Source organism: Paraburkholderia sediminicola, from assembly GCF_046030555.1.
Taxonomy (GTDB): Bacteria; Pseudomonadota; Gammaproteobacteria; order Burkholderiales; family Burkholderiaceae; genus Paraburkholderia; species Paraburkholderia sediminicola_E.
This window is the reverse complement of record NZ_JAQQCH010000006.1, coordinates 114,201-139,823: the sequence shown is the minus strand read 5'-3', so window position 1 is coordinate 139,823 and position 25,623 is coordinate 114,201. Positions and strand designations below refer to the sequence as shown.

Annotated in this window: 24 protein-coding genes; 7 read left to right on the top strand and 17 right to left on the bottom strand. The window is 59.8% G+C overall.

Annotation, left to right across the window (positions count from 1 at the left end; genetic code table 11):
* The 5 genes from PQQ52_RS11500 (at position 1) to PQQ52_RS11480 (ending at position 5,707) form a co-directional block, all read left to right on the top strand.
* Positions 1–294, top strand: coding sequence for a DUF2523 family protein (locus PQQ52_RS11500; protein ID WP_408210631.1), 294 nt, complete (start codon positions 1–3; stop codon positions 292–294).
* Positions 295–298: 4 nt separating this feature from the next.
* Positions 299–1,375: a zonular occludens toxin domain-containing protein gene (locus PQQ52_RS11495; RefSeq protein WP_408210628.1), complete on the top strand. Its 1,077-nt coding sequence runs from the start codon at positions 299–301 to the stop codon at positions 1,373–1,375.
* Positions 1,376–1,446: 71 nt separating this feature from the next.
* Positions 1,447–2,709, top strand: a complete 1,263-nt coding sequence (locus PQQ52_RS11490) for a type II secretion system protein GspD (RefSeq protein WP_408210625.1) — start codon at positions 1,447–1,449, stop codon at positions 2,707–2,709.
* Positions 2,710–3,628: 919 nt separating this feature from the next.
* Positions 3,629–4,546, top strand: coding sequence for a rolling circle replication-associated protein (locus tag PQQ52_RS11485; protein WP_408211035.1), 918 nt, complete (start codon positions 3,629–3,631; stop codon positions 4,544–4,546).
* A 111-nt stretch (positions 4,547–4,657) separates the two neighbouring features.
* Positions 4,658–5,707 (top strand): hypothetical protein, encoded by a 1,050-nt coding sequence (locus PQQ52_RS11480; protein ID WP_408210622.1) that lies wholly within the window; start codon positions 4,658–4,660, stop codon positions 5,705–5,707.
* A 53-nt stretch (positions 5,708–5,760) separates the two neighbouring features.
* On the opposite strand, the gene PQQ52_RS11475 is transcribed toward PQQ52_RS11480, so the two are convergent.
* From PQQ52_RS11475 to betC, 9 genes are all read right to left on the bottom strand, one after another.
* Positions 5,761–6,234, bottom strand: coding sequence for a hypothetical protein (locus PQQ52_RS11475; protein WP_408210620.1), 474 nt, complete (start codon positions 6,232–6,234; stop codon positions 5,761–5,763).
* 22 nt (positions 6,235–6,256) lie between these two features.
* Positions 6,257–6,532 (bottom strand): BrnA antitoxin family protein, encoded by a 276-nt coding sequence (locus PQQ52_RS11470; protein ID WP_408210617.1) that lies wholly within the window; start codon positions 6,530–6,532, stop codon positions 6,257–6,259.
* Positions 6,504–6,785 carry a BrnT family toxin gene (locus tag PQQ52_RS11465; RefSeq protein WP_408210614.1) on the bottom strand — a complete coding sequence of 94 codons (282 nt, stop codon included), beginning with the start codon at positions 6,783–6,785 and terminating at the stop codon, positions 6,504–6,506. Before PQQ52_RS11465 ends, PQQ52_RS11470 begins: the two co-directional genes overlap by 29 nt.
* A 66-nt stretch (positions 6,786–6,851) precedes the next feature.
* Entirely contained in the window at positions 6,852–7,250 is a 399-nt protein-coding gene (locus tag PQQ52_RS11460; RefSeq protein ID WP_408210611.1) for a hypothetical protein, read from the bottom strand.
* A 197-nt stretch (positions 7,251–7,447) separates the two neighbouring features.
* Entirely contained in the window at positions 7,448–7,783 is a 336-nt protein-coding gene (locus PQQ52_RS11455; RefSeq protein WP_408210609.1) for a YbjQ family protein, read from the bottom strand.
* A gap of 55 nt (positions 7,784–7,838) precedes the next feature.
* Positions 7,839–8,864, bottom strand: coding sequence for a DNA-binding protein (locus PQQ52_RS11450; RefSeq protein ID WP_408210607.1), 1,026 nt, complete (start codon positions 8,862–8,864; stop codon positions 7,839–7,841).
* Between the two features lie 343 nt (positions 8,865–9,207).
* Positions 9,208–10,356: a porin gene (locus tag PQQ52_RS11445; protein WP_408210605.1), complete on the bottom strand. Its 1,149-nt coding sequence runs from the start codon at positions 10,354–10,356 to the stop codon at positions 9,208–9,210.
* Between the two features lie 317 nt (positions 10,357–10,673).
* The gene (locus tag PQQ52_RS11440) at positions 10,674–11,627 is read right to left on the bottom strand and encodes a choline ABC transporter substrate-binding protein (protein WP_408210602.1); all 954 of its coding nucleotides are present in this window, start codon (positions 11,625–11,627) and stop codon (positions 10,674–10,676) included.
* A gap of 40 nt (positions 11,628–11,667) precedes the next feature.
* Complete coding sequence (gene betC / locus PQQ52_RS11435; protein WP_408210599.1) at positions 11,668–13,206, bottom strand: choline-sulfatase; 1,539 nt, start codon at positions 13,204–13,206, stop codon at positions 11,668–11,670.
* A gap of 150 nt (positions 13,207–13,356) precedes the next feature.
* Between betC and PQQ52_RS11430 the strand changes: the two genes are divergently transcribed.
* Together PQQ52_RS11430 and purU are read left to right on the top strand one after the other, a co-directional pair.
* Positions 13,357–14,271 (top strand): choline sulfate utilization transcriptional regulator, encoded by a 915-nt coding sequence (locus PQQ52_RS11430; protein WP_408210596.1) that lies wholly within the window; start codon positions 13,357–13,359, stop codon positions 14,269–14,271.
* Positions 14,272–14,449: 178 nt separating this feature from the next.
* Entirely contained in the window at positions 14,450–15,325 is an 876-nt protein-coding gene (gene purU / locus PQQ52_RS11425) for a formyltetrahydrofolate deformylase (RefSeq protein WP_408210593.1), read from the top strand.
* 84 nt (positions 15,326–15,409) lie between these two features.
* On the opposite strand, the gene PQQ52_RS11420 is transcribed toward purU, so the two are convergent.
* From PQQ52_RS11420 to PQQ52_RS11385, 8 genes are all read right to left on the bottom strand, one after another.
* Entirely contained in the window at positions 15,410–16,267 is an 858-nt protein-coding gene (locus tag PQQ52_RS11420; protein WP_408210590.1) for a glycine betaine ABC transporter substrate-binding protein, read from the bottom strand.
* Positions 16,268–16,404: 137 nt separating this feature from the next.
* Positions 16,405–17,664, bottom strand: a complete 1,260-nt coding sequence (locus tag PQQ52_RS11415) for an FAD-binding oxidoreductase (RefSeq protein WP_408211033.1) — start codon at positions 17,662–17,664, stop codon at positions 16,405–16,407.
* Positions 17,665–17,697: 33 nt separating this feature from the next.
* Positions 17,698–19,008, bottom strand: a complete 1,311-nt coding sequence (locus PQQ52_RS11410; protein ID WP_408210588.1) for an aromatic ring-hydroxylating oxygenase subunit alpha — start codon at positions 19,006–19,008, stop codon at positions 17,698–17,700.
* A gap of 73 nt (positions 19,009–19,081) precedes the next feature.
* Positions 19,082–19,858: an electron transfer flavoprotein subunit beta/FixA family protein gene (locus tag PQQ52_RS11405; RefSeq protein ID WP_408210586.1), complete on the bottom strand. Its 777-nt coding sequence runs from the start codon at positions 19,856–19,858 to the stop codon at positions 19,082–19,084.
* Positions 19,855–21,039 carry an electron transfer flavoprotein subunit alpha/FixB family protein gene (locus PQQ52_RS11400; protein WP_408210583.1) on the bottom strand — a complete coding sequence of 395 codons (1,185 nt, stop codon included), beginning with the start codon at positions 21,037–21,039 and terminating at the stop codon, positions 19,855–19,857. The genes PQQ52_RS11405 and PQQ52_RS11400 overlap by 4 nt, the downstream gene beginning before the upstream one ends.
* Positions 21,040–21,043: 4 nt before the next feature.
* On the bottom strand, positions 21,044–22,957 hold the full coding sequence (locus PQQ52_RS11395) for a (Fe-S)-binding protein (protein WP_408210580.1): 1,914 nt from the start codon (positions 22,955–22,957) through the stop codon (positions 21,044–21,046).
* 2 nt (positions 22,958–22,959) lie between these two features.
* The gene (locus PQQ52_RS11390; protein WP_408210577.1) at positions 22,960–25,023 is read right to left on the bottom strand and encodes an oxidoreductase; all 2,064 of its coding nucleotides are present in this window, start codon (positions 25,021–25,023) and stop codon (positions 22,960–22,962) included.
* Between the two features lie 37 nt (positions 25,024–25,060).
* Positions 25,061–25,597: a DUF5943 domain-containing protein gene (locus PQQ52_RS11385; RefSeq protein ID WP_408210574.1), complete on the bottom strand. Its 537-nt coding sequence runs from the start codon at positions 25,595–25,597 to the stop codon at positions 25,061–25,063.
* Between the last annotated feature and the right edge of the window lie 26 nt (positions 25,598–25,623).

Below are 25,623 nucleotides of genomic sequence, written 5' to 3'. Positions count from 1 at the left end.
ATGTACGGAATACTGATTAGTGCGTTTAACGTTGTTCTGGCTTTCGTGGTGCGCTCGATCATCGGGCGGTTTTTCGCCTACTTCGTGATGTATTTCATCACTACGGAATTCGTTGCTGTTCTTCAAAGCTCCGGGATACTGCCGTCTGCTTCGTCGCTTGCTGGTGCATTCGGAAATATCGGTACGGATGTTTGGTACTTCATGGATCTGTGCGCGTTCAGTTACGGTGTGCCGCTGCTGATTTCGGCGTATGTGTCGCGTTTTATCATTCGCCGCATTCCGGTCATCGGGTGACGCTATGTCTGTTAATGCGTACTGCGGGGTGATGGGTTCCGGCAAGTCGTATGAGGTCGTGTCTGGTCCGCTGCTCGATGCCGTCGAGCGGGGTCGGCGTGTCGTCACGAATATTGACGGCGTGAGTGAGGAAGCGATTCACGCGTATCTGCACGACAAACGGGGCGTGCCGGTCGATCTGCTCGGCGCTATCGTTCATGTGCGCACAGATGACATGCTTGAGGCGGGTTTTTTTCCGGTAGAGGTTGAGGGCGCGGGCGGTGCAACGGTGACGCCGGGTTTTGTGAAGCCCGGTGATCTGCTGGTGGTTGATGAGGCGTGGAAGCTGTGGGCGACAGATAAGAAAATCAGCAAGGAGCATATGTCGTTCTTTCGCATGCATCGTCATTTCGTGCATGAGGAAACGGGTGTCGCGTGTGACGTGGTGCTGATGATCCAGAGCATCGCGGACTTGCATCGGTCGATCAAGGCGGTGGTTGAGCTCTCGTTCCGTATGGTCAAGCTCAAGAGTTTGGGTTTGTCGAGCGGCTATCGTGTCGAGATGTATGAGACGTCGAAGCAGACCAAAGGGACGCAGACCGGGACGTTTGTGCGTAAGTACCGGGCGGAAATATTCCCGCTGTACAAAAGCTATGCCGGTGCAGGCGGCAAGGAAAGCACAGTTGATAAGCGCCAGAACGTGCTGATGCGTAAAACGCTGTGGCTGTTTGTGGCGGGCATTGTGGTGATGGTGAGTCTCGCGGGCGTGCTGGCCTGGCGGTTTTTTCATCCGGTCGTGAAAAAGCCTGTTACGACAAAGGCGAGCGCTGCGGTCGGGGCGTCGGTTGCGAGTGGCGTGGAGGTCGCTGCTGCGCCTACGGTGCCGTCTGCGTCTGAGACATGGCGTGTGGCGGGTAGCTATCGCGTCGATGGCGTGGCGTGGGTCGTCGTCGTGGATGGCTCGAACCGGTTGAGGCTGGTTTCGCCCGCTGCATTTATGGGCCACGGTTTCAGTGTCGCGGGTAGCGTCGATGGCAATCGGGTTACGGTGTGGTCGGGGGCGAAAGTGTCTGCGTCGCTGCTTCCCGGGGTGGGTAAATGAGGTTCCTTCCTGTTGGTCTGCTTGTGGTGGCGAACGCTGCGTTTGCTGCCGCATCTGCTGGTCCGGTAGACATGCCCCCGCTTCCCCCTGGCATGCCTGCTGTCACGCCGGTTAGTGCGGGTGCTTCCGCTGCCATGTCGATGGCTGCGCTGCCGCGTATGAGTGGTTCGCGCATTGATCTGCGGTTCATTCCGGTTGCGCAGGTCGTGGATCTGATTTATGCGGAATTGCTGCAAGCGCCGTATGTGCTTGATCCTGAGGTGCTGGCCGATGCCCGGCCTGTGTCGTTCCGGTTTGACAGGTCGAAAGGTGATGTGCGCGCCTTTCTCGTTGGCTTCCTCGATTCGCTCGGTTACTCGGTGACGCAGCGTGACGGCGTTGATTACGTCGCCAGGTCGAAAACGGGCGGTGAGCGGGGCGACGAAGTGACGTTCGTGTATGAGCCGAAATACCGCAATGCAGATTACCTGTCCCGTATTGTCCAGCCGATGTTTGGCGGTCGGGTGCTGCAAAACCGTAGTGTTGCTGCGCCGGAGGGTGCCAAGGCTGCGAGCGATGTGCCGGCGACTTCAGCCGCGGGGCTGATTGACCAGTCGGCGGATGTGGTCGCCTTCGTCGGGTCGGCGGTTCAGGTTGCGATGCTCAAAAAGCTGCTGCCGCAGCTCGATACGCCGGTTAGCAATGTGTCGATTCGCGCGTGGGTCTATGAGGTCACGGAAACCACTGATAACAACTCGGCGTTCCAGCTTGCGTTGAGCCTGCTAGGCGGGCGGGTAGGGGCGTCGCTGAACGTTGGGAGCATCAGCGATACAGACAACGCTATACGGCTGAGCGTAGGTGGTTTCAGTGCGGCGCTGGCGGCGTTGAATGCAGATTCGCGCTTCAAGGTGCTGACGTCTCCGAATCTGCGCGTCCGGTCGGGCGACACTGCCAGTCTGAATGTTGGCGAATCGGTGCCGGTGATTGGCTCGGTGTCGTATCCCAGTGCGACGGCTGCGCCTGTGCAGAGTGTTCAGTATCAGGATGCGGGCGTGATCTTCCAGGTGAAACCGGTGGTCAAGCGTGATGCAATTGATTTGCAGCTGGTCGAAGAAATCAGCGACTTCGTGAACACGACGACCGGCGTCAACAACTCTCCAACGAAAAACACACGCAAGGTCGAAAGCTCGTTCAACGTTGCGGATGGTGACGTGCTGCTTATCGGTGGGTTGACGCAGGACAAGGGCACTCGCGTGAATTCGGGGCTGTCGTTCCTCCCGCGCTGGATGGCGGGGCATACGGTGTCGAAGTCGAAAACAGAAATCCTGCTGCTGTTGCAGGTTCAGAAAATCTAATGCGGGCTACGTGTGTTTCGTCGTCACGGAAAAAATCAGGTACAGCACGGCTACTGCGGCAATCCACGCAAGGGCGATTAGCGGTCTGCGTCCGCGCTTTCGTTTGTCTGTCTCGCTAATCACCTGGTGGAGTAGGGAGTCGCTTTGACTCGCGGGCGGGCGACGGTTGGCAGATTTTCTGTGTACGTCGTTGCGGTAATAGTCGCGGTCTTCGATGCTCATGAGTGGCCCCGTTTTATGATCGACGGAATTGTATAGCGGTGGCGGTCTGTATGCCGATGGCATTTGCTGTCGTTACGCGTAACGGTTAAATATTACGCGTTTAACCATTACCTCGAACGTAAGGGCAGGAGTAACGAAAAATGATGGTTGATCGCTGCTGCGGGGTCACGGTGTGGTCGTCGGGCGTCTAGCGTCAGGAGTGTCCGGCACGTGATCGGAGCGATGGACAGTTGCGGCGCGTCTGCGAAGTGCGGGCGGTTATCGCGCGGCGAGCGCGGCCCGCCGGACCGAGTAGTGGGTCGTACCACTGGCGTGGATCGTAGGCGTTGCGGGTGGGCGGGCCGCCCCTCACTGCAAAGCCGCAGTTCCTGGGCCGTTGTGCACCTCTGCGGCTTGAATACGAGTGCGTGGCGGCGTCCGGGAAGTGGCGGCGGTGGCGGATGAGCGTGATGCGAAGCGGCCCGCCTGCCCGCAGCGGTAGCGAGGACAGCCGGGGCGCGCGCAGCGCGCCCCTAAACTTGTACCTCTAACACTTAACGGAAATGGCGCTTGCAGCAGGCGGCAGCAGGGCGCGAGGAAAAGAAAAACCCGGCAATCGTTGGTAGCGATTCCGGGCGGTGGCTCAACGTCAGATACAGGACTATCCAACGTGAACGAAGCTATTGTAGGTCAGAATTCGCAGTCTTTTCAAAGCCTTCTGAATGAGGCAGGTTCGTTCCAGGCGCTTAACCGGGCACGAAGCGCCGGTGTCGAGTTGCGTGAGACTGCTGAGTACTCACCGTTTAGCGATGAGTACATCGTGCGCACGCAACGGTTTCCCGATGGTCAGCAGGAAGTAGTGGCGTTTAGCGTGAGCGTGCAACGGCATTTTCAGGACTTGCGGCTACGGCCTCGGGGTGTCAGGGGCAAGCGTGAGGCGTTGCAGGGTGAGACTGATGCCGATGTGTCGGTGAAGTCTGACAAGTCGCTACGCACGTCGATTGAGCGGTCCAAGCGCATGATCCGGCAACGCTGCAAGGCGATCCGTGCTGATCGTATGCTCACACTCTCGACGCGTGTCAATGAGACCCGTATTGAAGTGTGGGCCAAATGGTGGGACACCTTCCGGCGTCGGCTGTCGAAGCTTCAGGATTTTCACTACGTTGCAGTGCTTGAGCGTCAGCAGCGCGGAGCGTGGCATATCCATATCGCGGTCAACGGTCGTCAGAACTGGAAACTGCTTCGCTCAATCTGGCTTTCTGTCATCGCCAGGGATGGCACTGACGGCGCGGTGAACGACAGCATCAAGAATTTCAAGAAGCTGTGCGTGTTTCGAAAACTCGGCGGCAAGGGGCGGGCGATGCGGCATCTGATTGCAACGTATATAGCCAAGTACTGCGGCAAGGGCGCGCACGATGTTGGTTTCAACAAGAAACGGTATTGGACTAGTCGCGGCATTGCGTTGCCTGAGCTGACTACGTATGCGCATCTTGGTGCTGAGTCGGGCAGGGGCGATGCGGTTGCGGCTGCGTATGAGTGCGTCGATGCTAACGGCGCTGATTTCAGCAACGCGCAGATTTTCTGGAATAGGGGGATCGGAGTTTTCTGGATGGCGACGGGAAACGTTTCGAGCTGATATCTGGTTTTGGCAAGCGTCGTTGCAATACCCCGAAATTTGTCGAAAATCGTGTATAAATATGGTGATCTGCGAAGCGACATAAACCGCCATACACTTCCTCACAGCACGATGGGCAAACAGATAGACGACATCCCTCTCGCACAACGCAGGGCCCTTGCCGCCAAGCTTCTGTTGAATGGTGAGGGTATTAGCGAAGTGTCCAGGAAGGCCCGGCTGAGTCTTCCGACCGTGAGCAAATACAAGGACCTGGTTGAAAGGGACGGAGTTGACGCCCTTGCTCGCCTTCCCATCCATGGGGGGCCCTCGCGACTGGATGATGCTTCGCAAAGCTGGCTCGTTAGCGCGATCAAACACTCACCTGGGCTTCACGGCTATCCAGGGCCGACCTGGACGATAAGCCAGCTGCGAGAATTGATCTTTCGGCGTTTCGGAGTCCAGTTTTCAGCTTCGCATGTTGGCTACCTTGCTCGGGGTTATGGCCTCGCATACCGGCTCACCTATTCAACTTCAGAAAAGACGTCGCCTGCTACCGCGCAGAAATCGCAGAGCGACGTCTATGCCGCGCGTCGAAAAATTGCTGCGAAAATGTTGCTGGATGGGGACAGTGTCGAGCGCGTCTCGAAAGCGCTCAACATCAGCGTGCGCACCATTACAAAATACAGATCAATGGTAGTTGCTGATGGGGTCAAGGCTGTTGAACAGATCAAGTCATCCGGGCGCAAGGCTACGCTTGGCCCCGAAGCTCTTGAGTGGTTACGGGCGGCATTGGAGGACAGTCCTATGGTCCACGGCTATGAAACCGAATTCTGGAGAAACGGGGATGTTCAAAAGCTGATCAAGGAGAGATTCGGCGTCTACCATTCCAACGGACATGTGAGAACTCTCGTCGGGAAGCTCGGACTTGAGCACAGGATGCGACCACCGAAGCAGCGCACGGAGAAGAAGCGCCTGACGATCAATGATGAAACGCTGGCGTGGATTGCCGCAACGGTCAAGGAGTCGCCTCGAGCACACGGCATAGACGCCGATCACTGGACGAACGGACGTTTGCGCACCGTGCTTCATCAGCGGGTAGGCGTTGATTATTCCCGATGGTATATCTGGGAAATTGCCACCCGTGCCGGCGTGGCAAACCTGCTTACAAAACGGCGTAACTGATCAGCCAGCAATATCTAACATGACGCCCTGCGTGGGCTTTCCATAGAAGCCGGTCAGACAACGTCTTTCCACGTTTCACCTTTTTTGATTGCATAGATGGTCACGACATGTACGCCGAATGCGTGCGCCAGCGAAGCAACTGATTCTCCCGCCGCCAATCGCTGGCGTATTAATAACACCCTGGTTTCGTTCAGTTTGGCTGTGCCGTTGCGAAATCGGATGGGCAAATCGGGATTGATCAGTCTTTTTTCTTCGTATCTGCGGCGGATACGCTCCCTTTTTGCCGCGTTGACCTTCTCCTTGTTCTCCTGGGCGTAGCGCCGTTTCGCATCCGGGTTTTTCTCATAACTACGCCGCGCGGTGGCATTGGTACGCTCGCGGTTCCTCGCTCGCCATTCCGTCTGGCATAGAGTTACACAGGGCCTGCAGTAACAGGCGTAGCCAGACCCCTTCCGATGGAAATCCAGTTCCGCGATTTTGGTCCGGCCGCATCGGGGACAGCGACGCGGGGTTTGAATAGCGATCATGACTTGCTGGCGCAATCAAGCGTCAGGCTCGGTGAGTCTTGAGCCAATCGCGTAGCGCGTCGTTCATCCGCGTTTGCCAGCCTTCGCCGCTTTCCCGGAATCGCTCGACAATTTCCGCGTCATATCGAACCGTCACAGCGACTTTGGGGTTGGCGAGCTTCGGTCGGCCACCGCGTCGTTTCATCTGCGCGAACTGTTCATCGCTCGGCTCGAATGTATCCGGGTCGGTTGTGATGCCACGCTTGATCGCTGCTTCTTCTTCGGGTGTGTTACGGATTAATCTGGGTTGCTTCTTCATAGCGTTCAATCTCCCTATTGTTAGCTTTGCGTAGACTGATAACCCGAAAGGTATTGCCGCGCTGTGTGAACACAACGCAATAGAGGCGGGCGCCGATGACGGCATAGCCAATTTCGCGCAATTCGCCGTAGTCTTTCCGGTCGTCTGGCGCGCACCATACGGACGACCAGTCGATAGCTCTGGCGAGAGCCAGCGACACACCGTGCTTACCTTCGTTGGCTTCACTTTTAGCCTGGTCGTGGGATGTTCTCATTGGTGATTTTCATCCGGTTATTGTAGTTACAAAAATAGGTTCACACAACACGTTTTTGTAACTACGTTATTTCCCGCCGTGCGCGTACGTCGAGTCAGGGCGCGGACGTGACTCGGTCGCCGCTGACTGGATGTCGAGCTGTAACTGAACGGCGCAAAACTGATCGTTGGCCGGTGGGATCAGGAAGCGGCGCGGAATACCTCGCGGTTGCGCGGCTTCGCGTTCGATCTCGGTGAATCCCATCTGATCACGTATCAGTTCATGCTCCAGAGCTTGCAGGCGTAGCACGGCAATTGCCCAGGGCGGGATCACAGCCTTGCCGCCCATCCAATCCTTGACCGTGCGCTCATGTCGCCCGAGCGTCCGGCATAGATGGCGCATCGGGACACTTCGCGCGTAGTACAGGAACTCGTTGAGTGGCGCTGCGTTGTGGCGCGTCAAAATTTTGATTTTTCGTTTGGACATGCTGGTCTCGCGTGGCTTGCCAGTGTGCGGCGGAGACAAAAAAGCCGCCCGGTGGAGGCGGCTTTCTGTCGCGTTTTGCGAAGCGAGTTCGTATCTTTCATATAAATTACAACCGCGATTTTTGGTTGATAATTTATCTTATGTCAAATCAACAAACCACATAAGACTATCTCATCAGCGCCGACCAGCACACCCCTTCAACCCAGCAACGTTGCCCGCACCGCCGTCCCGTAGCACAGCACCTCAGTGATACCTCTTGCTATCTCGGTCGCGTCATACCGCATACCGACGATGCCGTTCGCGCCCAGGTCCGCAGCCTGCCCAATCATCCGTTCGTATGCATCCTGCCGCGCTCGCTCGCATAGCGACGTGTAGAGCGTGATGTTGCCCCCGAAGATCGTCTGCAGCGACGCGCCAAGCGCCCCGACGATGGATCGAGACCTGACGACGATCCCACGAGCGACGCCGAAGGAGCGATCTATCCTGAGACCGGGAAGCTCAAATGCCGTCGTAACCATATGTTGTTCTATCATCGTCTTCTCAATGTTGAGTTTCGTCGTCGACGGACCACAGACCGAGGTTGCCGCCTCAGGATGCTGCTCGTTTCTTCGTCACGACCTTGGGTGTGGCCTGGCGAGGCTTAGGAGTCCCTGCAGAATATTGCGGACGCTTTTGTAGGGTCGCCTGATTCGTCCTGGCGGTTGCCGGCTGCAGCCTCAATACGTTGAGTTCCGCGACGTATGCAGCGTTCGAATCGCGAAGTGCCGCCAGACTCCCTTCCATGACACCAGCTTGATGACGCGCGTCGCCAAGCTGAACCTGCAGCGCCTGGATTTCCTCCCGATGCCGCGTCTCGCGCTGCTCCGCCCTGCGCGCGGCCGCCTCAAGCTCCTTTTGCGACCGTGCGCTCACAACCCGCTCGCGTTCGATCTCAAGTAACGCGCGCTTCTCGGCCGCCCGCAGACGCTCTTCCGCGAGCGCAGCGCTACCCCGCAGTTTGTCGAGATCCCCCGAAAAATCCGCCCTTGCCTGCATCAGCGCCTGGTCGCGCGCGTCGATCTCTTCCTGCTGACGGGCGATTTCAGTCTCGAGTGCCTGACGCGTCGCCTCAGCCGCAGCCTGCGCCTGTTCGAGCTCCTGAATGCGCACCTGCGCCGCCAGCAACGCGCCGGTGCGCTGCTCAAGCGCTGTTTCCGTCCGCGCGAGCTCGGCCTGCAATGCCGCTACCTCGCTGCGCGCACTGACCTTCTCCGCCTCTGCGTCATTGCGCAGCGTCTCAAGCGCCGCTTGCGCTGATGCGGTGGACTTTGTCCACAGCGTTGCGACCAATTCCCCTGCCGCCGCCTGCAACTCCGCCGGCAAATCAGGATGCTCAATCCGCACCCTGCTCTTCTCGCGCAGTTCAACCCAGAACTCACCAAGCACCTGAGTCGGCGTACTCATGCTGCCGCGCTTCACCAACTGATACAGCCGGTTCGCGGTCGGCGTGACGCCGAAGCGGAAGAACAGCAGCGCGCAGACCTCGCGATAAAGCTCGCGGGTTTTGGGGTATTCGGCCTTCAGACGATCGATTTCGCCGGCGAGGCGTATTTCATCGGACAGGGAATCGGACATGAAGGTAACTCAAGGAATTTCGTAAATAATATAACGTAAACCGTCAAATATCCAATCAATATGTCGATTCTGCACCGTCGCGATGTAAACGACGAATATTTCTGATGGCAGGAGGTGTTGGGAAGACGGCAGGCAAGGAGCGGCGGGGGCCGGCTACTTCAGGGAGGGAGAGGGAGACGGAGCGCTCTCGGCATACCGTCGCGTAAGGAGGGAACCCGTACCCACATGTCGACGATGATCGGCAACATCGTTAAATCGACGTCAGGCACCGCATACGATGGTGAAGTGACAAACGCGAGCGGCTTCCGTACCCGGAACGCCGCCCGCGTCAATAGACTGGAGACTAGAACGAATGCCGCATCCCGATCCGCACATCGGACTGCGTATTCGACGACGACGGCGCGAAGCTGTAGCCGATCACCGCATTCACACCATCCGACGCACGCAGATAGTCGCCGGAAACATACACATCGGTACGCTTGGACAACAGGTAGTGCAGCCCGAGCGAGCCCTGGTTCCAGTGATTGCCTTCAAAGCTCGTGTGTTGATAGCCGCCATACAGCGACAACGCAGGCGTGAAGTTATACGAGGCCCCTCCTTCATAAACCTGCATGTGCGAGGTCTGACCGAAGCCCTTGATCGTCGTATAAGTGAAATCGCCGGTAAGCATCAGGTTGCCGATCGTATAGGCAGCGCCGACCGCAAACGCGCCTTGCCTATCCACTGGGAACGCCGAGGAGCTATACAGATCGGTTACCGCGCCGGTGGCCGCATTGACGGACACAGTCGGCTGGCCGAGGAAGGTGCGCGTGCCGATCATCGCGTACGGGTCGAAGGCATAGATGCCGTACGGATTGTTCAACTGCGTGTACGCCAGGCCCATGTTGAACGGACCGCGGTCGTAATGCGCGCCCACGCTCCATGCGCTCTTCTGGTGGAAGTCGCCGGCGGTGTTACCGAACGAGTACATACCGCCGAAGGTGAAGCCGGCAAAATCATTCGACAGGAACTTCACCGAGTTCGGCAGACGGTCGCCGTTCATACGGTCGAAGTCACCCTGGTGAATCGCGTAGCCGCTTGCCCATGCGGAGATGTTGTAGAGAAAAACAAACTCTTCGGTCATATCAAGCTGATTGCCGAACGAGAAAGTCCCCCACGAGTTTTTGATGCCGACGTAAGCCTGGCGTCCGAATTCAGCGCCGCCGAATGCATATTGCCCATTGCCCAAGTGAAAACCGGATTCGAGCACGAAGACCGCTTGCATGCCACCGCCGAGATCTTCCACGCCTTTGAAGCCGATCCGGTTGCCGTACGAAATGCCGTCGTCGAATTTGAACTGATGTGCACCGCCGGCATTGTTCACGTAGGTAATGCCGGCGTCCAGAATCCCGTACAGGGTGACGCTGCTTTGTGCATGGGCCGCCGTCGGTGCGCATACCGCGCTTGCTGCGAGGGCGAGTCCCGAAAGACTAACGGCATTTTTCTTCTTCATCTAATTCTCCCCTGCTCTTTGCCTGCGTATTTCGTTGGATAAAGCGATCCCTGCTGCGCGCTGTCTTCCAACGCGCGGCGCTTCTCGCATGACGGGCAGTTCGAAACCGGCTGAGACTGATTGAAACGGATTGAAGCTCACTCACGCAGACCAGGCCGACTAAAGCTGACTAAGCTGATTGAAGCTATCGGTACTGCATACGATCATCTGGCATGCCCGCATCGACGGATCAAGAATACGGGTCCAGATTTATAAGGATTCGACCGGATGCGACATGAATCTGTCGAGTAGCGACCTCGCAGCCAGGATTGCGGGAATCATTTCACACCGAGTGCGGTTTGGACCGCTTGCAAGCCGTTGCCGCCACTGGCGGTGTTCACGCCGTCGAGCCATGACTTCAGCAATTCCGGGTGACGCTTGAGCGCTTCGGTGGCAGCCGTATCGACGCCGGTTTTCTTATCCAGCACCTCGGTGATCACGCCGTTTTCCAGATCGACATTGAACGTGAGTTGCCTGAACAGGCGGCCGACATTCGGACACTGCTCGGCGTAGCCGCTGCGCGCAACGGTATTGACCGTGGCGCCGCCGTAGTTCGGCCCGAAGTATTTGTCGCCGCCGTCGAGGTAGGTCAGCTTGAACTTCGTGTTCATCAGATGCGGCTCCCATGCCAGGAACACGATCCATTTCTTCTCACGCACCGCGCGGTCGACCTGCGTGAGCATGCCGGTCTCGCTTGATTCGACAAGCTTCCAGCTGCCGAGCCCGTACGCCTTGTCGCCGACCATCTTCTTGATATTCTGATTGGCCGGCGCCCCCGGTTCAATGCCATAGATCTTGCTGTCGAACTTGTCGGCGTTCTTCGCGAGGTCCGCGAACGAATGCACGCCCGCGGCCGCCACGTAGTCGGGCACCGCAAGCGTGAACTTCGCGTTGCTCAGATTCGGATGCACGACCTCGATCGATTTCTCATCCTCGAACGGCTTGACGACTGGTGCTTGAGCCGGCATCCAGTTGCCGAGAAACACGTCGATCTGCCCTTTCTTCAGGCCTTGATAGGTAATCGGCACCGACAGGTTCGAGACGTTCTGATGGTAGCCAAGCGCCTTCAACAGCACGCCAGTCATTGCGTTGGTCGCGTCGATGTCGGTCCAGCCGGGCCCCGCCATGTTGACCTGCGTACAGGACTGCGGCTCGGCGGCCGCGGCAAAGGTGGTCGCCGCGCACAGCAGCGCAACGCCGGATACAGCCTGTTTGAAGAGCTTTTTCATCATGTCGGCTTCCTGTAGGTGGGATGAATCGTAAGCGAAGACATCAACGCTTCACAGCGGGAAAACGTGCCATCGCTTCGAGCGTGTCGAGATCGATGTGATTGCGCATGTAGCGCTGGCTCGCATCGACTTGCGGCTGCCAATCCCATGACGCGACCGTGCCTTGCGTCGTGGCCTCGAAATGGAAATGACGACGATGCTGGCTTTTCAGCACGTCGTTGTGCAGCGCGGCGAGATCCCAGCGGCGCGCGATCTCTTCACGAAACGACGCGACCTGTGGTCCATATTCAGCGCGCGCTGCGAGGTTCTCGCGTTCCAATGGGTCCGCCTCGACGTCATAGAGCTGGTCAGGATCGACTGGCGTGTGAATGAACTTGAAGCGCCCACGCCGCAGCATCACAATCGGCGCAATAGCGCCTTCCGCCAGGTATTCTCCGGTCGCTTCGTCGTGGCCGCCGCCGGTGCCTTGCAAATGCGGCACGAGACTCTGCCCATCGAGCGAATCCGGCCATACCGCGGGTTGTTCGCCGCGCGCCATTTCCACCAGCGTGGGCAGCAGATCGAGATGCGAGACCGACTCGTGCACGCGATGCGCGTCGAACTGCTGCGGCGCATGCACGATCAGCGGTACGCGGCAGCCGCCTTCAAAGAACGTCATCTTGTACCAGAGCCCGCGCTCGCCGAGCATCTCGCCGTGGTCGGACGTCACCACAATGACGGTATCTTTTGCGAGCCCGGACTGTTCAAGCGCCTCGAGGATCGCACCGAACTGGTCGTCGACGTAAGAGATCGCGCCGTAATAAGCGCGCCGCGCATTGCGGATCTGCCGATCGGTCGGCGGCGTGCGGTCGGTTTCGCACACGTGCCGCAAGCGCTTCGAATGCGGATCAGCTTCGTTGATCGCGTCGCGATGCGCGGGCATCTCGATGTCTTCGTCCGCATACATGTCCCAGTACTTCTGCGGAATCGCGTACGGGTCGTGTGGATGCGTCAGCGAAGCAACCATGCAGAATGGCCGGGCATCTTTGCCGGCATGTCGCTCACGCGCGATATCGAAGAGCTTCTGGCGGGTGGTAAACGTGACTTCATCGTCGAAGTCGAGTTGGTTAGTGCGCACGCAGGGGCCTGCGTCGATCACCGAACTCATGTTGTGGTACCACGTGGGCCGCGTTTCGAAATCGTCCCAGTTCGGTGTCCAGCCGAAATCGGCAGGATAGATATCTGTTGTGAGCCGTTCTTCAAAACCATGCAACTGATCGGCGCCGCAAAAATGCATTTTGCCGGACAGGATCGTGCGATACCCTTCTGCGCGAAGATAGTGCGCGAATGTCAGCGTTTGCGACGGAAATTCTGCTGCATTGTCATAAGCGCCAATCGCCGACGGCAACTTGCCTGACAAAAACGAAAAGCGCGACGGCGCACACAGCGGGCTGGCGCAATACGCCGAGTCGAATACCACGCCCTGCTTCGCGAGGCGATCGAGATTAGGAGTCTTCGTTAGACGATGCCCGTATGCGGCGAGCGCAAACGGCGTCATCTGGTCAGCCATCAGAATGAGAATATTCTGTTTCGTCTCAAGCATTGGAGCGCGCCTCGAATAGAATCGCAAGTGTTGGTGCGGGTGTCGTTGCAAGCGGAATGACCGGTGTGCCGGCTCCGCATAACACCACTATTGCCGTCCAATTCGCCGCTGTGAAGACGGCAATTCGTTATATGCCTATAAGGGGGCCTTATGTCGAGGCAGGATCGGTTACCGCCAATGCAGGCGTTGGCGATGTTCGAATCCGCAGCGCGTCTCGCGAGTTTCACAGCGGCCGCACGCGAGCTAGGCTCGACGCAGCCTGCGGTCAGTCAGCGCGTGGTGCAACTTGAAGAGGCACTCGGTGCCCCGCTATTCGAGCGCGGTCACCGCGGCGTCACGCTGACGGAAGACGGCGTGCGTCTCTTCGAAGCGGTGCGCAACGCCCTCGACACCATTCGCCTCGCCACCGCCGAGATCCGCGCGAGGCGCACACCGCAAACCCTCACGCTTTCCACCGACTTCGGTTTCGCGACCTATTGGCTGATGCCACGCCTGTCGCAATTCAAGGCGCTCATGCCGGACGTCGACGTAAAGATCATCACGTCGCAAAACGTGTTCGATCCGTCGCACGATCAGGCGGACATTGCGATTGCGTTCGGCGATGAGGATGCGGACTGGACGGCTCGAGGCGCGATCAAACTATTTCCCGAACGTGTCACGCCGGTATGCAGTCCGGCATTTCTTGCGGCGCATCCGCAGTTGCGTGCACCCTCCGATCTGATGAGCTTGCCGCTGCTGCATCTCGAGCCAACGCAACCGGCACGCTGGCTGTCGTGGGCCGACTGGTTCGCGGCGCACGGCCTGGATGCGCCTGCCGCGCATCGCGGCATCACATTCAACAGCTTTACGCTCGTGGCCCACGCAGCGATCATGGGCCAGGGCATCGCGCTTGGCTGGGCGCCTCTGGCTGACGAACTGCTCGCCACGGGGCAGCTCGTCGAGCCGTTCGACACGCCCGTGGTCACCGAACGCGGCTATCTGCTCGTCACGCAGCGCGCGGCGACCCCAGCGGTCAGCGCATTCCGCCAATGGCTGCTCGGCGAATGCGGACTCGACGCCGAATGAGCGTAAGACACGCAACGCCCTTCCCTTGCGTGCCGTCGCCCCGGCTCAGCGTCGCCTGACGCTCCCATTCCACTGCGACGGCGTTTAGCTTCTATCCCCGCACACCATTGATTTGCTCTACTGCGATGATGCGTGCCGCGTCCCGCGGCGTTGCCCTATCGCCTCAAGTGGAGAGTGCATGTCTGCCGATTCCCGTCCCGATCAACTGGTTCTCACGGTCGCGTGTCCGAGCGCGGCGGGCCAGGTTGCCGCCGTCGTCGGCTTTCTCGACCGGCACCATTGCTATATCGACGAATTGACCGTTTTCGACGACGACCTCAGCGAGCGCTTCTTCGTGCGCTGCGTGTTTCATGGTGTCGACACCAACGAAACCCTGCATATCGCGGCACTGAAACGCGAATTCGAATCGATCGCCGAGCACTTTCAGATGACATGGGCCATGCATGACGTCGGCATGCGGCCGAAGGTGCTGATCATGGTGTCGAAACTCGAACACTGTCTCGCCGATCTGCTATTCCGCTGGCGCATGGGTGAGTTGAAAATGGATATCGTGGGCATTGCCTCGAATCATCGCGATTTCGAACCGCTCGCCCAGCAGCATGGTTTGCCGTTCCGTCATCTGCCGATCAGCGCGGATACCAAACCGCAACAGGAGGCGCGTTTGCTCGACCTGTTCGAAACATCCGGCGCTGAGTTGATGATCCTCGCGCGCTACATGCAGATTCTTTCCGCCGAAACGAGCCGTGCGCTCGCGGCTCGCGCGATCAATATTCACCATTCGTTTCTGCCTGGCTTCAAAGGCGCCAAACCTTATCACCAGGCGCATACGCGTGGCGTGAAACTGATCGGCGCAACCGCGCACTTCGTCACCGACGATCTCGACGAAGGTCCGATCATCGAGCAGGTCGTGGAGCGCGTCGATCACTCATACAGCCCGGAGCGGCTGCTTGCGACCGGACGCGACGTCGAATGCATCACGCTTGCGCGGGCCGTGAAGGCATTTATTGAGCGACGGGTGTTCATCAACGGCGATCGGACTGTCGTGCTGCAATAAAGAAACGCCGCTGAAAACAGCGGCGTTTCTTTATGCAAGTTGCCGCTCATCAGAAGCGGCAACTCATTTACGCGAAGCACGAAGTCACTTCACCCAGCTATCCACACGGTCTCCATGTGCACTTATCCATGCATCGGCGGCAGCCGTCGGCTTCTCGCCGTTTTGCGTGGCAAGCATCACGCTGTCGATCTCGCCCGGCTTCCATTGGAACTTCTTGAGAAACGCAACCACGGACGGCGCCTTCTTCTCCAGGTCAGGATTCACGACGCTATCCACGTGCTCCGCTTCGCCGAACACTTTCTTCGGATCGTCGAGGAATTTTAGCTTGTACTTCGCGAACATCCAGTGCGGCTTCCAGCCCGTTACGATGATCGGCTTGCTGGCCGCTTCCGAGCGAGCCAGTTCCGCCGTCATCGCACTGCCCGAACTCGACATCAACGTATAGTTGAGCCCGTATGCCTTGATCGCTTCGCTGGTTTTCTCCATCACGCCAGCGCCGGCGTCGATGCCGACAATGCGTGAACCGAACTCCGCCTTCTTCGCTTCCAGATCGCCGACGCTGTTCACGTCCGCGTTATCCGGCACGATCAAACCGATCTTCGCATCATTGAAGTTCGTGCCAAGATCGACAACCTTGTCCTTGAAGTTATTCCAGTACGCACCATGCGTGACCGGCAGCCACGCGGATAGCGTTGCGTCGAGGTCGCCACGCGCCACGCCTTGCCACATCACACCGGCCGCGACCGGCACGAGTTGCACCTGATAGCCGAGGCGCTTTTCGATCACACGCGCAGCTACATTCGACGTCGCGACGCTGTCGTCCCAGCCTTCTACGTAACCAATCTTGATGGTCGGCTTGGTATCAGCCGACACACCCACGCTGCTTGCTGCCAGCGCCGCGCTCATCGCACTCAATATCAGTATCTTTTTGACCAGTCTCATCGCCGTTCTCCCGTTCGCCGTCCAAACTACCTATTGAGCATTTAGCATCGCCAGCCAGAATTGCCAGGTAGCGTTGTTTTCCGACATCCAGTTGTCCGCAGACGACTTTGCCTGCGAGTCCGGGTCCCGTTCTTGTCTTACTTATCGACGACGAGATCGCTCAATGGCTTGCTGCAGCACAGCAGCACCATGCCCTGATCGATTTCGCGCTGACGAATTCCGCCAGCATGTTTCATGGCGACTTCGCCGGACACCAGCTTCACCTTGCAAGTGCCACACATGCCTTGCGTGCACGACGCCGGAAGCCGCACGCCGGCCTTCTTTGCCGCGTCGAGTACATGCTGGCCGCTGCCGCATTCGATCTCCCGATTGCTTTTGGCAAAGCTCACCTTGAACTGTGTTTCCGTTTCGAGCGGGATCTGCGCGGGGGTAAAGCCAGCCGCCTGCTCACGCGCCTCGGCAAAGCCCTCTGCGGTGACTGTCGGCGCCTGCAACGCATCCGCGACATGCGCGGTCGTCAATTGCGCGGCCACCTCGCCGATCGTCTCGAACGAGAAGCTTTCCTCGTGATAATGGCCGCGATCGAAGCCGCCCTCATCCAGCAGATTGCGGACTGCCTGCATATAGGGTGCGGGACCGCAGGTGAAGATCTCGCGATCGAGAAAATCCGGCGCGATGAGTTTAAGCAAGGGCAAAGTCAGAAAACCGGTGACGCCGGGCCAATTGGTTCGCGCGCCGAGCCGTTCACAGACGAATGCGGTGCGAAAATTGGCCTGATTCGACGCAATCAGATCGAGTTCGCGCGCAAAGATGATGTCGTCCGGCGTGCGGGCGCTGTGCACGAACACGATATCGCTGTCTTCGCCAAGCTCATGATGCGCACGGCTCATCGACATCAGTGGTGTAACACCCGACCCTGCCGACAAAAACAGAAACTTACGCGCGGGATGCCGCGCGCAGGTGAACTCGCCAGCCGGTCCCAGCACACGAACCTGCGACCCCGCGTGCAGATTGTCATGCAGCCAGTTCGACACCTTGCCACCCGGCACACGCTTCACCGTGATGGAGATAGTGTGCGGACGTGTGGGTGGCGAAGAAATCGTATAGCAGCGATTCACCGCCTCGCCGTCGATTTCCAACTCCAGCGTGATGAACTGCCCCGGCTCGAATACGAACGCACGCCCGGAAGGCGCGCGAAAGAAAAAGCTCTTGACGTCATGGGTTTCCTGACGGACCTGGCAGCACACCAGCGTTTCGTCAGTGTCGCTGTTCCAGCGCGCCGGCAACGCCTCCCAGAATCGGGGTTGCGTGACGCGGCTCGAGGTCTCGCTGCCTGAAGTCTCGGGGTTTGGCGCCGGCTCGGGGCTTGGCTGAAACATCGCCTGATCGCGCATCATCATTTTCTCCCGCTCCTGGTTGCGGCGTCGCGCTCAGCGCATGAAAGACACGACTTTTTCGCCGTGCGAAACCGGCGCATCGCCGGCATCATGGGTTTGGGGCGCATTGCTGTACTCCGCAACACGGCCGATGTACCACTCGCAGAACTTCTCGACGAGACCTTCGGTGAACGGCGAATACGGACCCGGTTCGTAAGCGCTGCTGGTCGCGCCGCGCTGCGAGTACTCGACAAGCGCACGGTCCTGATCATTGGTTGCGCGCCACACGGCGGTGAGATTATTCACGTCGTAATCGATGCCTTCGCGTGCGTCCTTGTGGACGAGCCACTTGGTGCGCACCAGCGTTTTGCCCGCCGACAGCGGGATCACTGAAAAGCTGACGATATGGTCGCTCATGAAGTGGTGCCACGAATTCGGCTGCGTCCAGAACGACAGGCCGCCAAGATCGGCCTGCTCGAAACCGCCGAGCAGTTTTTTCGAGGCCACTTTCGCGTCCATGGTCTGCGATTCGCCATCGCGATCGAGTGGCAGCCGTTGCGTGCGGAAACCCGTGACCAGATCGGCCAGACGGTCGATTTCCGCGGACGGCAGTTTCATCGCCTCCCATTGCGTGGTACGGCGCGCCACGGTCTCTTCGAACGCGGCCATGCCTTCTTCGTTGGCAGGCGTGCGTTGATAACCAAAGCCGTATTCGTAAAGCGAAATGGTCAACTCGGGATGGTTCGCGACGCAGTGGTAGCACTCGCGATTGTTCTCCATTGTGAGCTTCCAGTTGCCCTCTTCGATGATGTCGATCGACGCCGCGATCTTGCAGCCGGCGAGATCGTGCGGCAACAGATACGGTTCCATCGCGGCTCGCATCACGGCGAAGTCGGCAGGCGGCTCGTCCGCGAGACAGATGAAGATCAACCCGGCGAGATTCTCGACATGCACCGCTTTCAGGCTGTGCTTGCAGCGGTCGAACTGGTCGCCCATATGTTCGGCGAACATCAGATCGCCGTTCAGGTTGTAGGTCCAGCTGTGATACGGGCAAACGATATTGCCGAGCGAACCCTTGTCCGTATTGCATAAACGCGCGCCACGATGGCGGCAAACGTTATGGAACGCCCGCACCTGCATGTCGTCGTCGCGCACGATCAGAATCGAATCGTTGCCGACTTCCACCGTGACGTAGTCGCCCGGTTCCGGCACGTCCGGTTCCACCGCGACCTGAATCCAGTGCTTGCGGAAAATCACCTCCATGTCGAGCGCGAAAATATCCTCGCCCGTATAGAACGGCGCTTCCAGCGTGTGATTCTTTTTGCGGCGTTCGATCATTGCGCGAACGTCTGCCGAAACTTTCATTGTGTGCTCCGTTGCATGTCACGTCTGGCGCTGCGCCAGGCCCTCCTGGTCGCATGCTGGCCCGAACCGGAAATCAGTAATCCACGAGTTGATGCTCGCGCAAATACGCGAGGATCACTTGTGCTTTTTCGACGGAACTCCCTTCAATTACGACGCTGCCGCCGCGGCTCTCGGTCGTCGTCGCCGAGAGCATGCGGGCGTGCCCGGAGCGCTTTTCGGCGGCAGCGAGGCGCACCGGTTTGGCGGTCGCGGGGCGGGTCGTCCAGGCGAGATCGTCGGGGTTCCCAGGTGTTTGCGCCGCGACCGGACGGATCGTGCCTTCCCGCAGCCTTGCATAGGCGTAGCTCGGGGCCGTATTAGCCATCGGATGCACGGCGATCAAAGCCGGCAATTGCACTTCGACGCGGCGGCGCAAGCCCTTCGGCATGAATTGGCGGACGTCCGCGCAGCCGTCGCGAAGCGTCAGATCGACCGCTGCACCGACCAGCGGCATGTCCAGCGCATTGGCGACGCGATACGGCAGCATGCCGCTGTCGAATGCGCCCTCAGCGCGGGTGCCGGTCAATACGAGGTCGTAGCCACGTAGGCGTGCGGCGAGCGGCGCGATCGCATCGCCTTGCAATTCAGACGTTAGCGATACGTCCAGCACCTCGACAGTCCGTGCACCGAGCGCGAGATACTCCTTCAGCGCCGGATTCGACGGATCGCCCGCGTGTAACACGTCGAGCGTCGCGCCGTGCGTTTTGGCGAGCGAGAGCGCGATCGTCAGCGCGGCGGCGTCGTTACGGCTGTAACGCGCCGTGCCGCTCACCGGGTGCCGCCCCACGGAAACCAGTACGGCGATCTTCATGCAAGCGCTCCTTCCGCAACAGCCGTTGAATTCAGTAGCGCGGCACCGGCACCGGTACCGCGTGCCGTGCGCGCGGCCGCCGCGGCTTCGTTCAGCGCCGCAATCGTTTCCTCAGCGTCGGCGATAACGGTCAGGTTCGCGCGTTTGGCGATCGGTGCGCTGGCATCGAGATTCACCGCGATCACGTGCCGGCAATCCTTGATGCCCTGCAGATGCTGGACCGCGCCGGATATCCCGAACGCGATATATACGCTCGCTTCGACGGTCTTGCCGGTGGCGCCGATCTGCTTGTCGCGCGTGAATTTGCCGTCGTCCACGGCGACGCGGCTTGCGCCGATCGCGGCGCCTAGCGTGGCCGCAAGACGCTCGAACGCCGGCACATCGCTAACGCCGTTGCCTGCCGAGACGATGAAATCCGCCTCTTCGAGCGCGAGTTGGGCCGCGTCGATTTCCTCAATGCCAAAATCGCGCACGATGCCTCTCGACGAAGCCGGTTCGCCATCGAAACGCCACACCACGCGTTCACCCGCGCCGACAAACGGCAATTTCGGATCGACCGCATTCGGTGCAAGCAAAACGACTTCAGGCAGTGCTCGCACGGCGAACGCCGTATTCGTCTGGATATAAGCCGCGACATGGGCCGCGTCGATCTCGACGACATGCGTCGCGACACTCGCGTTCGCGGCTGCCGCATAACGGCGGCCGAGGTCGCCGTCGCCGGTAGCGTTGTCGGGCAGGAAAATGTGCGCAGGGGCGTAGGCCGCGACGCACGCAGCCAGTGCGTTCAATTCGTCCAGAGGCGCGAAAACGCGGCGGTCGAACATCGGCAACTCGATCAGCTTGTCGGCGCCGAGCGCGGCGGCGTCGCCGGCAAACTCGCCGAATACGAGCAGCACAACTTCGGTTGTCGCGTCCGCGATCAACGCGGCGGCGGCCAGGGTCTGGCACGCGTGATCATCCAGCGCGCCGCGGTCGGCGTGAGCGGCCACCAGCAGCACGCGCTGCGCTGCAGCCGTGGTGCGGCGCGACTTCGCGTGCTCGCGATGCGCCGACCCCGTTGAGCCATGCGCCGCGAATTCCATCGAGCCGACCACGCCCGTCATACCGAGCGTGATGCGCTTGAGCCCCTCGGGCGTGATCGTGAACGGCCGGCGTGGATCGATTCGTTTGAGAGTGTTCATGGCGTTACTCCAGCGCCGCTGCAACCAGTTCGGCAACGTCCAGTACTTCCGGACGCGGGCCGACCACGCCTTCAAGCATCGCCGTGCAATTCGGGCAACCCACCGCGACGATCTCCGCGTTGATCGCGCGGGCGTCGTCGATGCGGATATCCGGAATGCGTCGCTTGCCCGGGATATCGGTCAACGGCGCACCGCCGCCACCGCCGCAGCAACGTCCGCGCAAGCCGTTGCGCTCCATCTCGACGACCTTGATGCCGATGGATTTCAGCAAACGGCGCGGTGCTTCCGTCTCACCGTTATAGCGGCCCAAATAGCACGGATCATGATACGTGATCGTGCGGTCCGCGAACGCCGCGACTGCCTTCGGCGACAGCTTGCCGCTCGATACCAGTTCTTCGATCAGCGCCGTATGATGCTGCACCTCGTAGAAACCGCCGAGTGCGCGATATTCGTTGCGCAGGCTGTGCAGCACATGCGGATCGGCGGTCACGATCTTGCCGAACGTGTACTGCGACAGCGTGCCGATCAGCTGTTGTGCGAGTTGCTGGAAGGTCGCTTCGTCACCAAGGCGCCGTGCCGTATCGCCGGTATCGGTTTCGACGCCGCCGAGCACCGCGTAGTCGATTCCCGCCCGATTCAGGACCTTGATCAGCGCACGCAGCGTGCGCTGATAGCGCATGTCGAACGCGCCTTCGCCTGCAATCAACAGCACGTCCACCGGACGTCCCGGCTGCGCCACCTGCACCTGCAAGTCCACCGCCCAGTCGTAACGCGCACCGATGTCGTAACCGTTCGAACTGCCGGTCTCACGCAGATTGGCGAGCGTGATCGGGCCTTTACCGGGCACGGCGCCTTCAACCAATGTCTGGTTGCGGCGCATATCCACAATCGCGTCGACGTGTTCGATCAACATCGGGCATTCCTGAACGCAGGCGCGGCAGGTGGTGCACGACCACAGCGTGTCCGCTTCGATCAGGCTCGACACGAGTGGCTTGCCCGGCGCGCCACCATGCTTGCCGACCGGAATGCCAGGCGTCGGGCTGCCGGCATACGCCTCATCCGTGCCGCCCACCATGCCCGTGACAAGATCCTGAATCAGTTTCTTCGGATTGAGCGGCTGTCCGGCGGCAAACGCGGGGCACGCCGCTTCGCACTTGCCGCATTGCACGCAGGCGTCGAAGCTCAGCAACTGGTTCCAGCGGAACTCCACCGGTTTGCCAACGCCGTATTCCTTTGCGTCGAGCAGCGGCGCCTTCAGCGCGGTTGGGGGGACGACATCATTGTCGTTGTGCTCGGCAAAGCGCTCCTGACGCGGATGAAACGCGAGATGCAGCAGACCGGCGAGCGCATGCTTCATCGGACCGCCGCGTGCAGCGCCGAACGTCATCGTGAACGCGCCCACCGCGATCAGCAACGCGACGATGATCGCCAGCGCACCCGACATCGCCGCAGCCGGCAGCGCGATGAACAGCGCCAAACCGAGCGCGAACGAGCCAAGCAGTAGCGGCAGATGATCCCAGGGCCCACGCGAGAGCCGTGCCGGCACGGCTTTCGCACCATGCCGCCGACGCCAGACGAATACCGCGCCGACCAGCATCACCAACGCCGCCAGAAAGATCAGCTTGTCGAGCCACGGTGAATAGATGGCGAGGCCGTAGTTGACAAACACCAGCGCCATCGCGAGGATCGCCCCGCCCGCCGTCGCCACATGCGTCTTCGCGATGTACGGGTCGCGCGCAACCACATGGTGCAGGTCGACGAAATAGCGCTTCGGAATCGACAGCAGATTGGTCCAGCCGTACGCACCCGCCGCCGTGGCGCGCCCTTCGCGCCAGTATGCAGCGCGTTTGGCGAGCGCGAACGCGAGACCCGCCACCGACAACCACAGCAGGACGGTGATGACAAACACGGGGCTCATCGTCAGAAATCCTTGCAAAGGCGCAGCGCGTCGTAGATCGCGCCGTGAATGTTGTGCATGGAAATGCAGTCGCCGACGCGGAACAGCAGGAAGCGGCCGTTACCGAGTTCTTCGCTGAGCGGAGGTTGCGGCTCGGACGCGAAGAGCTTGTGCACGTCCACCTGGCCGCGATTCACCGATTCGGGCTTGAGCTTCCAGTAGAGTTCGTCGTTCGGCGTGCTGCCGTTTTCGATCACCACCTGATCGACCGCCCGTTCCTCCTGCTCTTCCGTGTACTCGTTACGGATCACGGCGATCTTCTTGCCGTCTTCCTCGTAGACCTTGTCGAGCCAGTAGTTCGGCGTATGAACCACGCCTTGCGCATAGAGACGGCGGTAGAAGATCGGGAACGTGGTGCCGCCGACGTCGTCGGCAACCTTTACGTCAGGCGTCACGATCTCGACGTTCGAACCGCGGCTCGACATGAAATCGGCGACGCCCGCGCCGGCGTGCGTGCTGACGCCGTCATAAACCAGTACGTTCTTGCCCGGTTCAACCTTGCCCGACAACACGTCCCATGAACTGACCGCGAGTCCTTCTTCGACACCCCACGCCGCGACTTGCGACGTGAACGACGAACCGCCCGTGGCCAGCACGACGATATCCGGCTTCTCGGCCATGATGGTTTTTTCGTCAGCGGCGACACCGAGCCGACGGTCCACGCCGAGGCGCTTCGTTTCCATATCGAACCAGCGGACAATGCCAGCCATCTGCTCGCGCTGCGGCGCTTTTGCGGCCAGCATGATCTGACCGCCGACATAGTCGTTCTTTTCGAACAGCACCACGTCGTGACCGCGCGACTTCGCCACGCGCGCCGCTTCCAGTCCAGCCGGCCCTGCACCGACTACGACCACCTTGCGCTTCGGCCCACGCGTCTTCGCAATCACATGCGGCATGGTTTCTTCACGCGACGTCGCGGCGTTCTGTACGCATAGCACGTCAAGCCCGTTGTACTGGCGGTCGATGCAATAGTTCGCGCCGACGCATTGCTTGATCTCGTCCTCGCGGCCATCGCGAATCTTGATGACCATATGCGGATCGGCGATCTGCGCACGCGTCATGCCGACCAGATCGACCATGCCGCTTGCGAGCAAACGTTCTGCCTGGCCCGCATCGCGGATACTTTGCGCATGCATCACCGGCAGCTTCACCACCGACTTGATGCCGGCCGCGAGATGCACGAACGGTTCGGGCGGCAACGCCATTGGCGGCATGCAGTTCGCCAGGGTGTTGTGCGTATCCGCGCCGGAACCGATCACGCCGAGGTAATCGATCAGACCGGTTTCGCTCATCGCCTGAGCGATCTCTTTCAGTTGTTCATGATCGAGACCGTCTTCATGAAATTCGTCGCCGCACATACGCAGACCGACGCAGAAATCCGCGCCCACCGCTTCGCGCACGGCCTTCAGGACTTCCGTGCCGAAACGCAGGCGGTTTTCGAGCGAGCCGCCCCATTCGTCGGTGCGGAAATTCGTGCGCGGGCTCCAGAATTGATCGATCAGATGCTGGTGCGCCGCTGAGATTTCAACGCCGTCCATACCGGCATCCTTCACACGCTTCGCGGCCGCTGCAAAGTCCGAAATGATCCGGCGAATCTCTTCTACTTCGATGATCTTCGCGTTGCCGCGGTGCACCGGCTCACGCACGCCTGACGGCGACATCAGATGCGGCCAGTGCTCGCCATGAAACGCCGAACGGCGGCCCATGTGCGTCGCCTGAATCATGATCTTCGCGCCGTGCTGATGCATCGCTTCGGCGAGCCGCGCGAGCGGATCGATGATCTTGTCGGTCGACAGATTCACCGACTTCCACCAGCCTTGCGGACTGTCGATCGACACCGGGCTCGAGCCGCCGCACACGGCAAGGCCGACGCCGCCCTTGGCCTTCTCTTCGTAGTAACGGATATAACGGTCGCCGGGCAAACCGCCCGGTTCCGCATACACCTCCGCGTGCGCGGTACTGACAATGCGGTTGCGCAAAGTCAGTTTGTTCAGCGTGAGAGGCTTGAAAAGGTTCGGGTAACGCATCGCGATCGACCTCGGAATGAATAGGCTTTGTGCGTTTTTACGACGCGAGCGGCGAGACTTCGAACACGCAATGATCGTGGCCTTCAGCCGCGCATTGCGCTTCCTTCGAATGGGACGGCGGACCCTTGCGCGTGGAATCCGGGGCGGTGTCGTTGACCCAGTCCATCGCGCCCGCGAACCAGCCGGCGAACATGTAGCAAAGCTTGCCTTCCTTGCCCGGCTGCGCAAGCACGAACGACGAGTGGTGCAATTCAATACGGGCACGCGAGCTGGACGGATCGGCTTCCGTGATCGTGAAGATGCCCCAGCCGCGTTGCGACAGACGGTTCAGGTAATGCTCGAACACCGCCATGCCGGCAATGCCGTGCTGTTTCGCTTCCTTGTCGCACCAGAAATACGCGGACTTGTAGCCGGCCTTATAGAGAATCTCGGCATACGTATCGAGGCCGAGTGCTTCCTCGACGGCGGTGTGATTGTTCGTGAAGAAATGACGCGGCACGTAAAGCATCGGCAGCGCGTCGGTCGTCCAGACGCCGGTATTCGGATCGACGTCGATAGGCAGTTGGGGTTGCATGTGGGGCTCCGTTTTTATAGATTCAG

Bases quoted from the DNA above. Each gene is read 5' to 3' on its own strand.
- PQQ52_RS11500 (WP_408210631.1), top strand. From the start codon at position 1: ATGTACGGAATACTGATTAGTGCGTTTAACGTTGTTCTGGCTTTCGTG.
- PQQ52_RS11495 (WP_408210628.1), top strand. From the start codon at position 299: ATGTCTGTTAATGCGTACTGCGGGGTGATGGGTTCCGGCAAGTCGTAT.
- PQQ52_RS11490 (WP_408210625.1), top strand. From the start codon at position 1,447: ATGCCCCCGCTTCCCCCTGGCATGCCTGCTGTCACGCCGGTTAGTGCG.
- PQQ52_RS11480 (WP_408210622.1), top strand. From the start codon at position 4,658: ATGGGCAAACAGATAGACGACATCCCTCTCGCACAACGCAGGGCCCTT.
- PQQ52_RS11475 (WP_408210620.1), bottom strand. From the start codon at position 6,234: ATGATCGCTATTCAAACCCCGCGTCGCTGTCCCCGATGCGGCCGGACC.
- PQQ52_RS11470 (WP_408210617.1), bottom strand. From the start codon at position 6,532: ATGAAGAAGCAACCCAGATTAATCCGTAACACACCCGAAGAAGAAGCA.
- PQQ52_RS11465 (WP_408210614.1), bottom strand. From the start codon at position 6,785: ATGAGAACATCCCACGACCAGGCTAAAAGTGAAGCCAACGAAGGTAAG.
- PQQ52_RS11460 (WP_408210611.1), bottom strand. From the start codon at position 7,250: ATGTCCAAACGAAAAATCAAAATTTTGACGCGCCACAACGCAGCGCCA.
- PQQ52_RS11455 (WP_408210609.1), bottom strand. From the start codon at position 7,783: ATGATAGAACAACATATGGTTACGACGGCATTTGAGCTTCCCGGTCTC.
- PQQ52_RS11450 (WP_408210607.1), bottom strand. From the start codon at position 8,864: ATGTCCGATTCCCTGTCCGATGAAATACGCCTCGCCGGCGAAATCGAT.
- PQQ52_RS11445 (WP_408210605.1), bottom strand. From the start codon at position 10,356: ATGAAGAAGAAAAATGCCGTTAGTCTTTCGGGACTCGCCCTCGCAGCA.
- PQQ52_RS11440 (WP_408210602.1), bottom strand. From the start codon at position 11,627: ATGATGAAAAAGCTCTTCAAACAGGCTGTATCCGGCGTTGCGCTGCTG.
- betC (WP_408210599.1), bottom strand. From the start codon at position 13,206: ATGCTTGAGACGAAACAGAATATTCTCATTCTGATGGCTGACCAGATG.
- PQQ52_RS11430 (WP_408210596.1), top strand. From the start codon at position 13,357: ATGTCGAGGCAGGATCGGTTACCGCCAATGCAGGCGTTGGCGATGTTC.
- purU (WP_408210593.1), top strand. From the start codon at position 14,450: ATGTCTGCCGATTCCCGTCCCGATCAACTGGTTCTCACGGTCGCGTGT.
- PQQ52_RS11420 (WP_408210590.1), bottom strand. From the start codon at position 16,267: ATGAGACTGGTCAAAAAGATACTGATATTGAGTGCGATGAGCGCGGCG.
- PQQ52_RS11415 (WP_408211033.1), bottom strand. From the start codon at position 17,664: ATGATGCGCGATCAGGCGATGTTTCAGCCAAGCCCCGAGCCGGCGCCA.
- PQQ52_RS11410 (WP_408210588.1), bottom strand. From the start codon at position 19,008: ATGAAAGTTTCGGCAGACGTTCGCGCAATGATCGAACGCCGCAAAAAG.
- PQQ52_RS11405 (WP_408210586.1), bottom strand. From the start codon at position 19,858: ATGAAGATCGCCGTACTGGTTTCCGTGGGGCGGCACCCGGTGAGCGGC.
- PQQ52_RS11400 (WP_408210583.1), bottom strand. From the start codon at position 21,039: ATGAACACTCTCAAACGAATCGATCCACGCCGGCCGTTCACGATCACG.
- PQQ52_RS11395 (WP_408210580.1), bottom strand. From the start codon at position 22,957: ATGAGCCCCGTGTTTGTCATCACCGTCCTGCTGTGGTTGTCGGTGGCG.
- PQQ52_RS11390 (WP_408210577.1), bottom strand. From the start codon at position 25,023: ATGCGTTACCCGAACCTTTTCAAGCCTCTCACGCTGAACAAACTGACT.
- PQQ52_RS11385 (WP_408210574.1), bottom strand. From the start codon at position 25,597: ATGCAACCCCAACTGCCTATCGACGTCGATCCGAATACCGGCGTCTGG.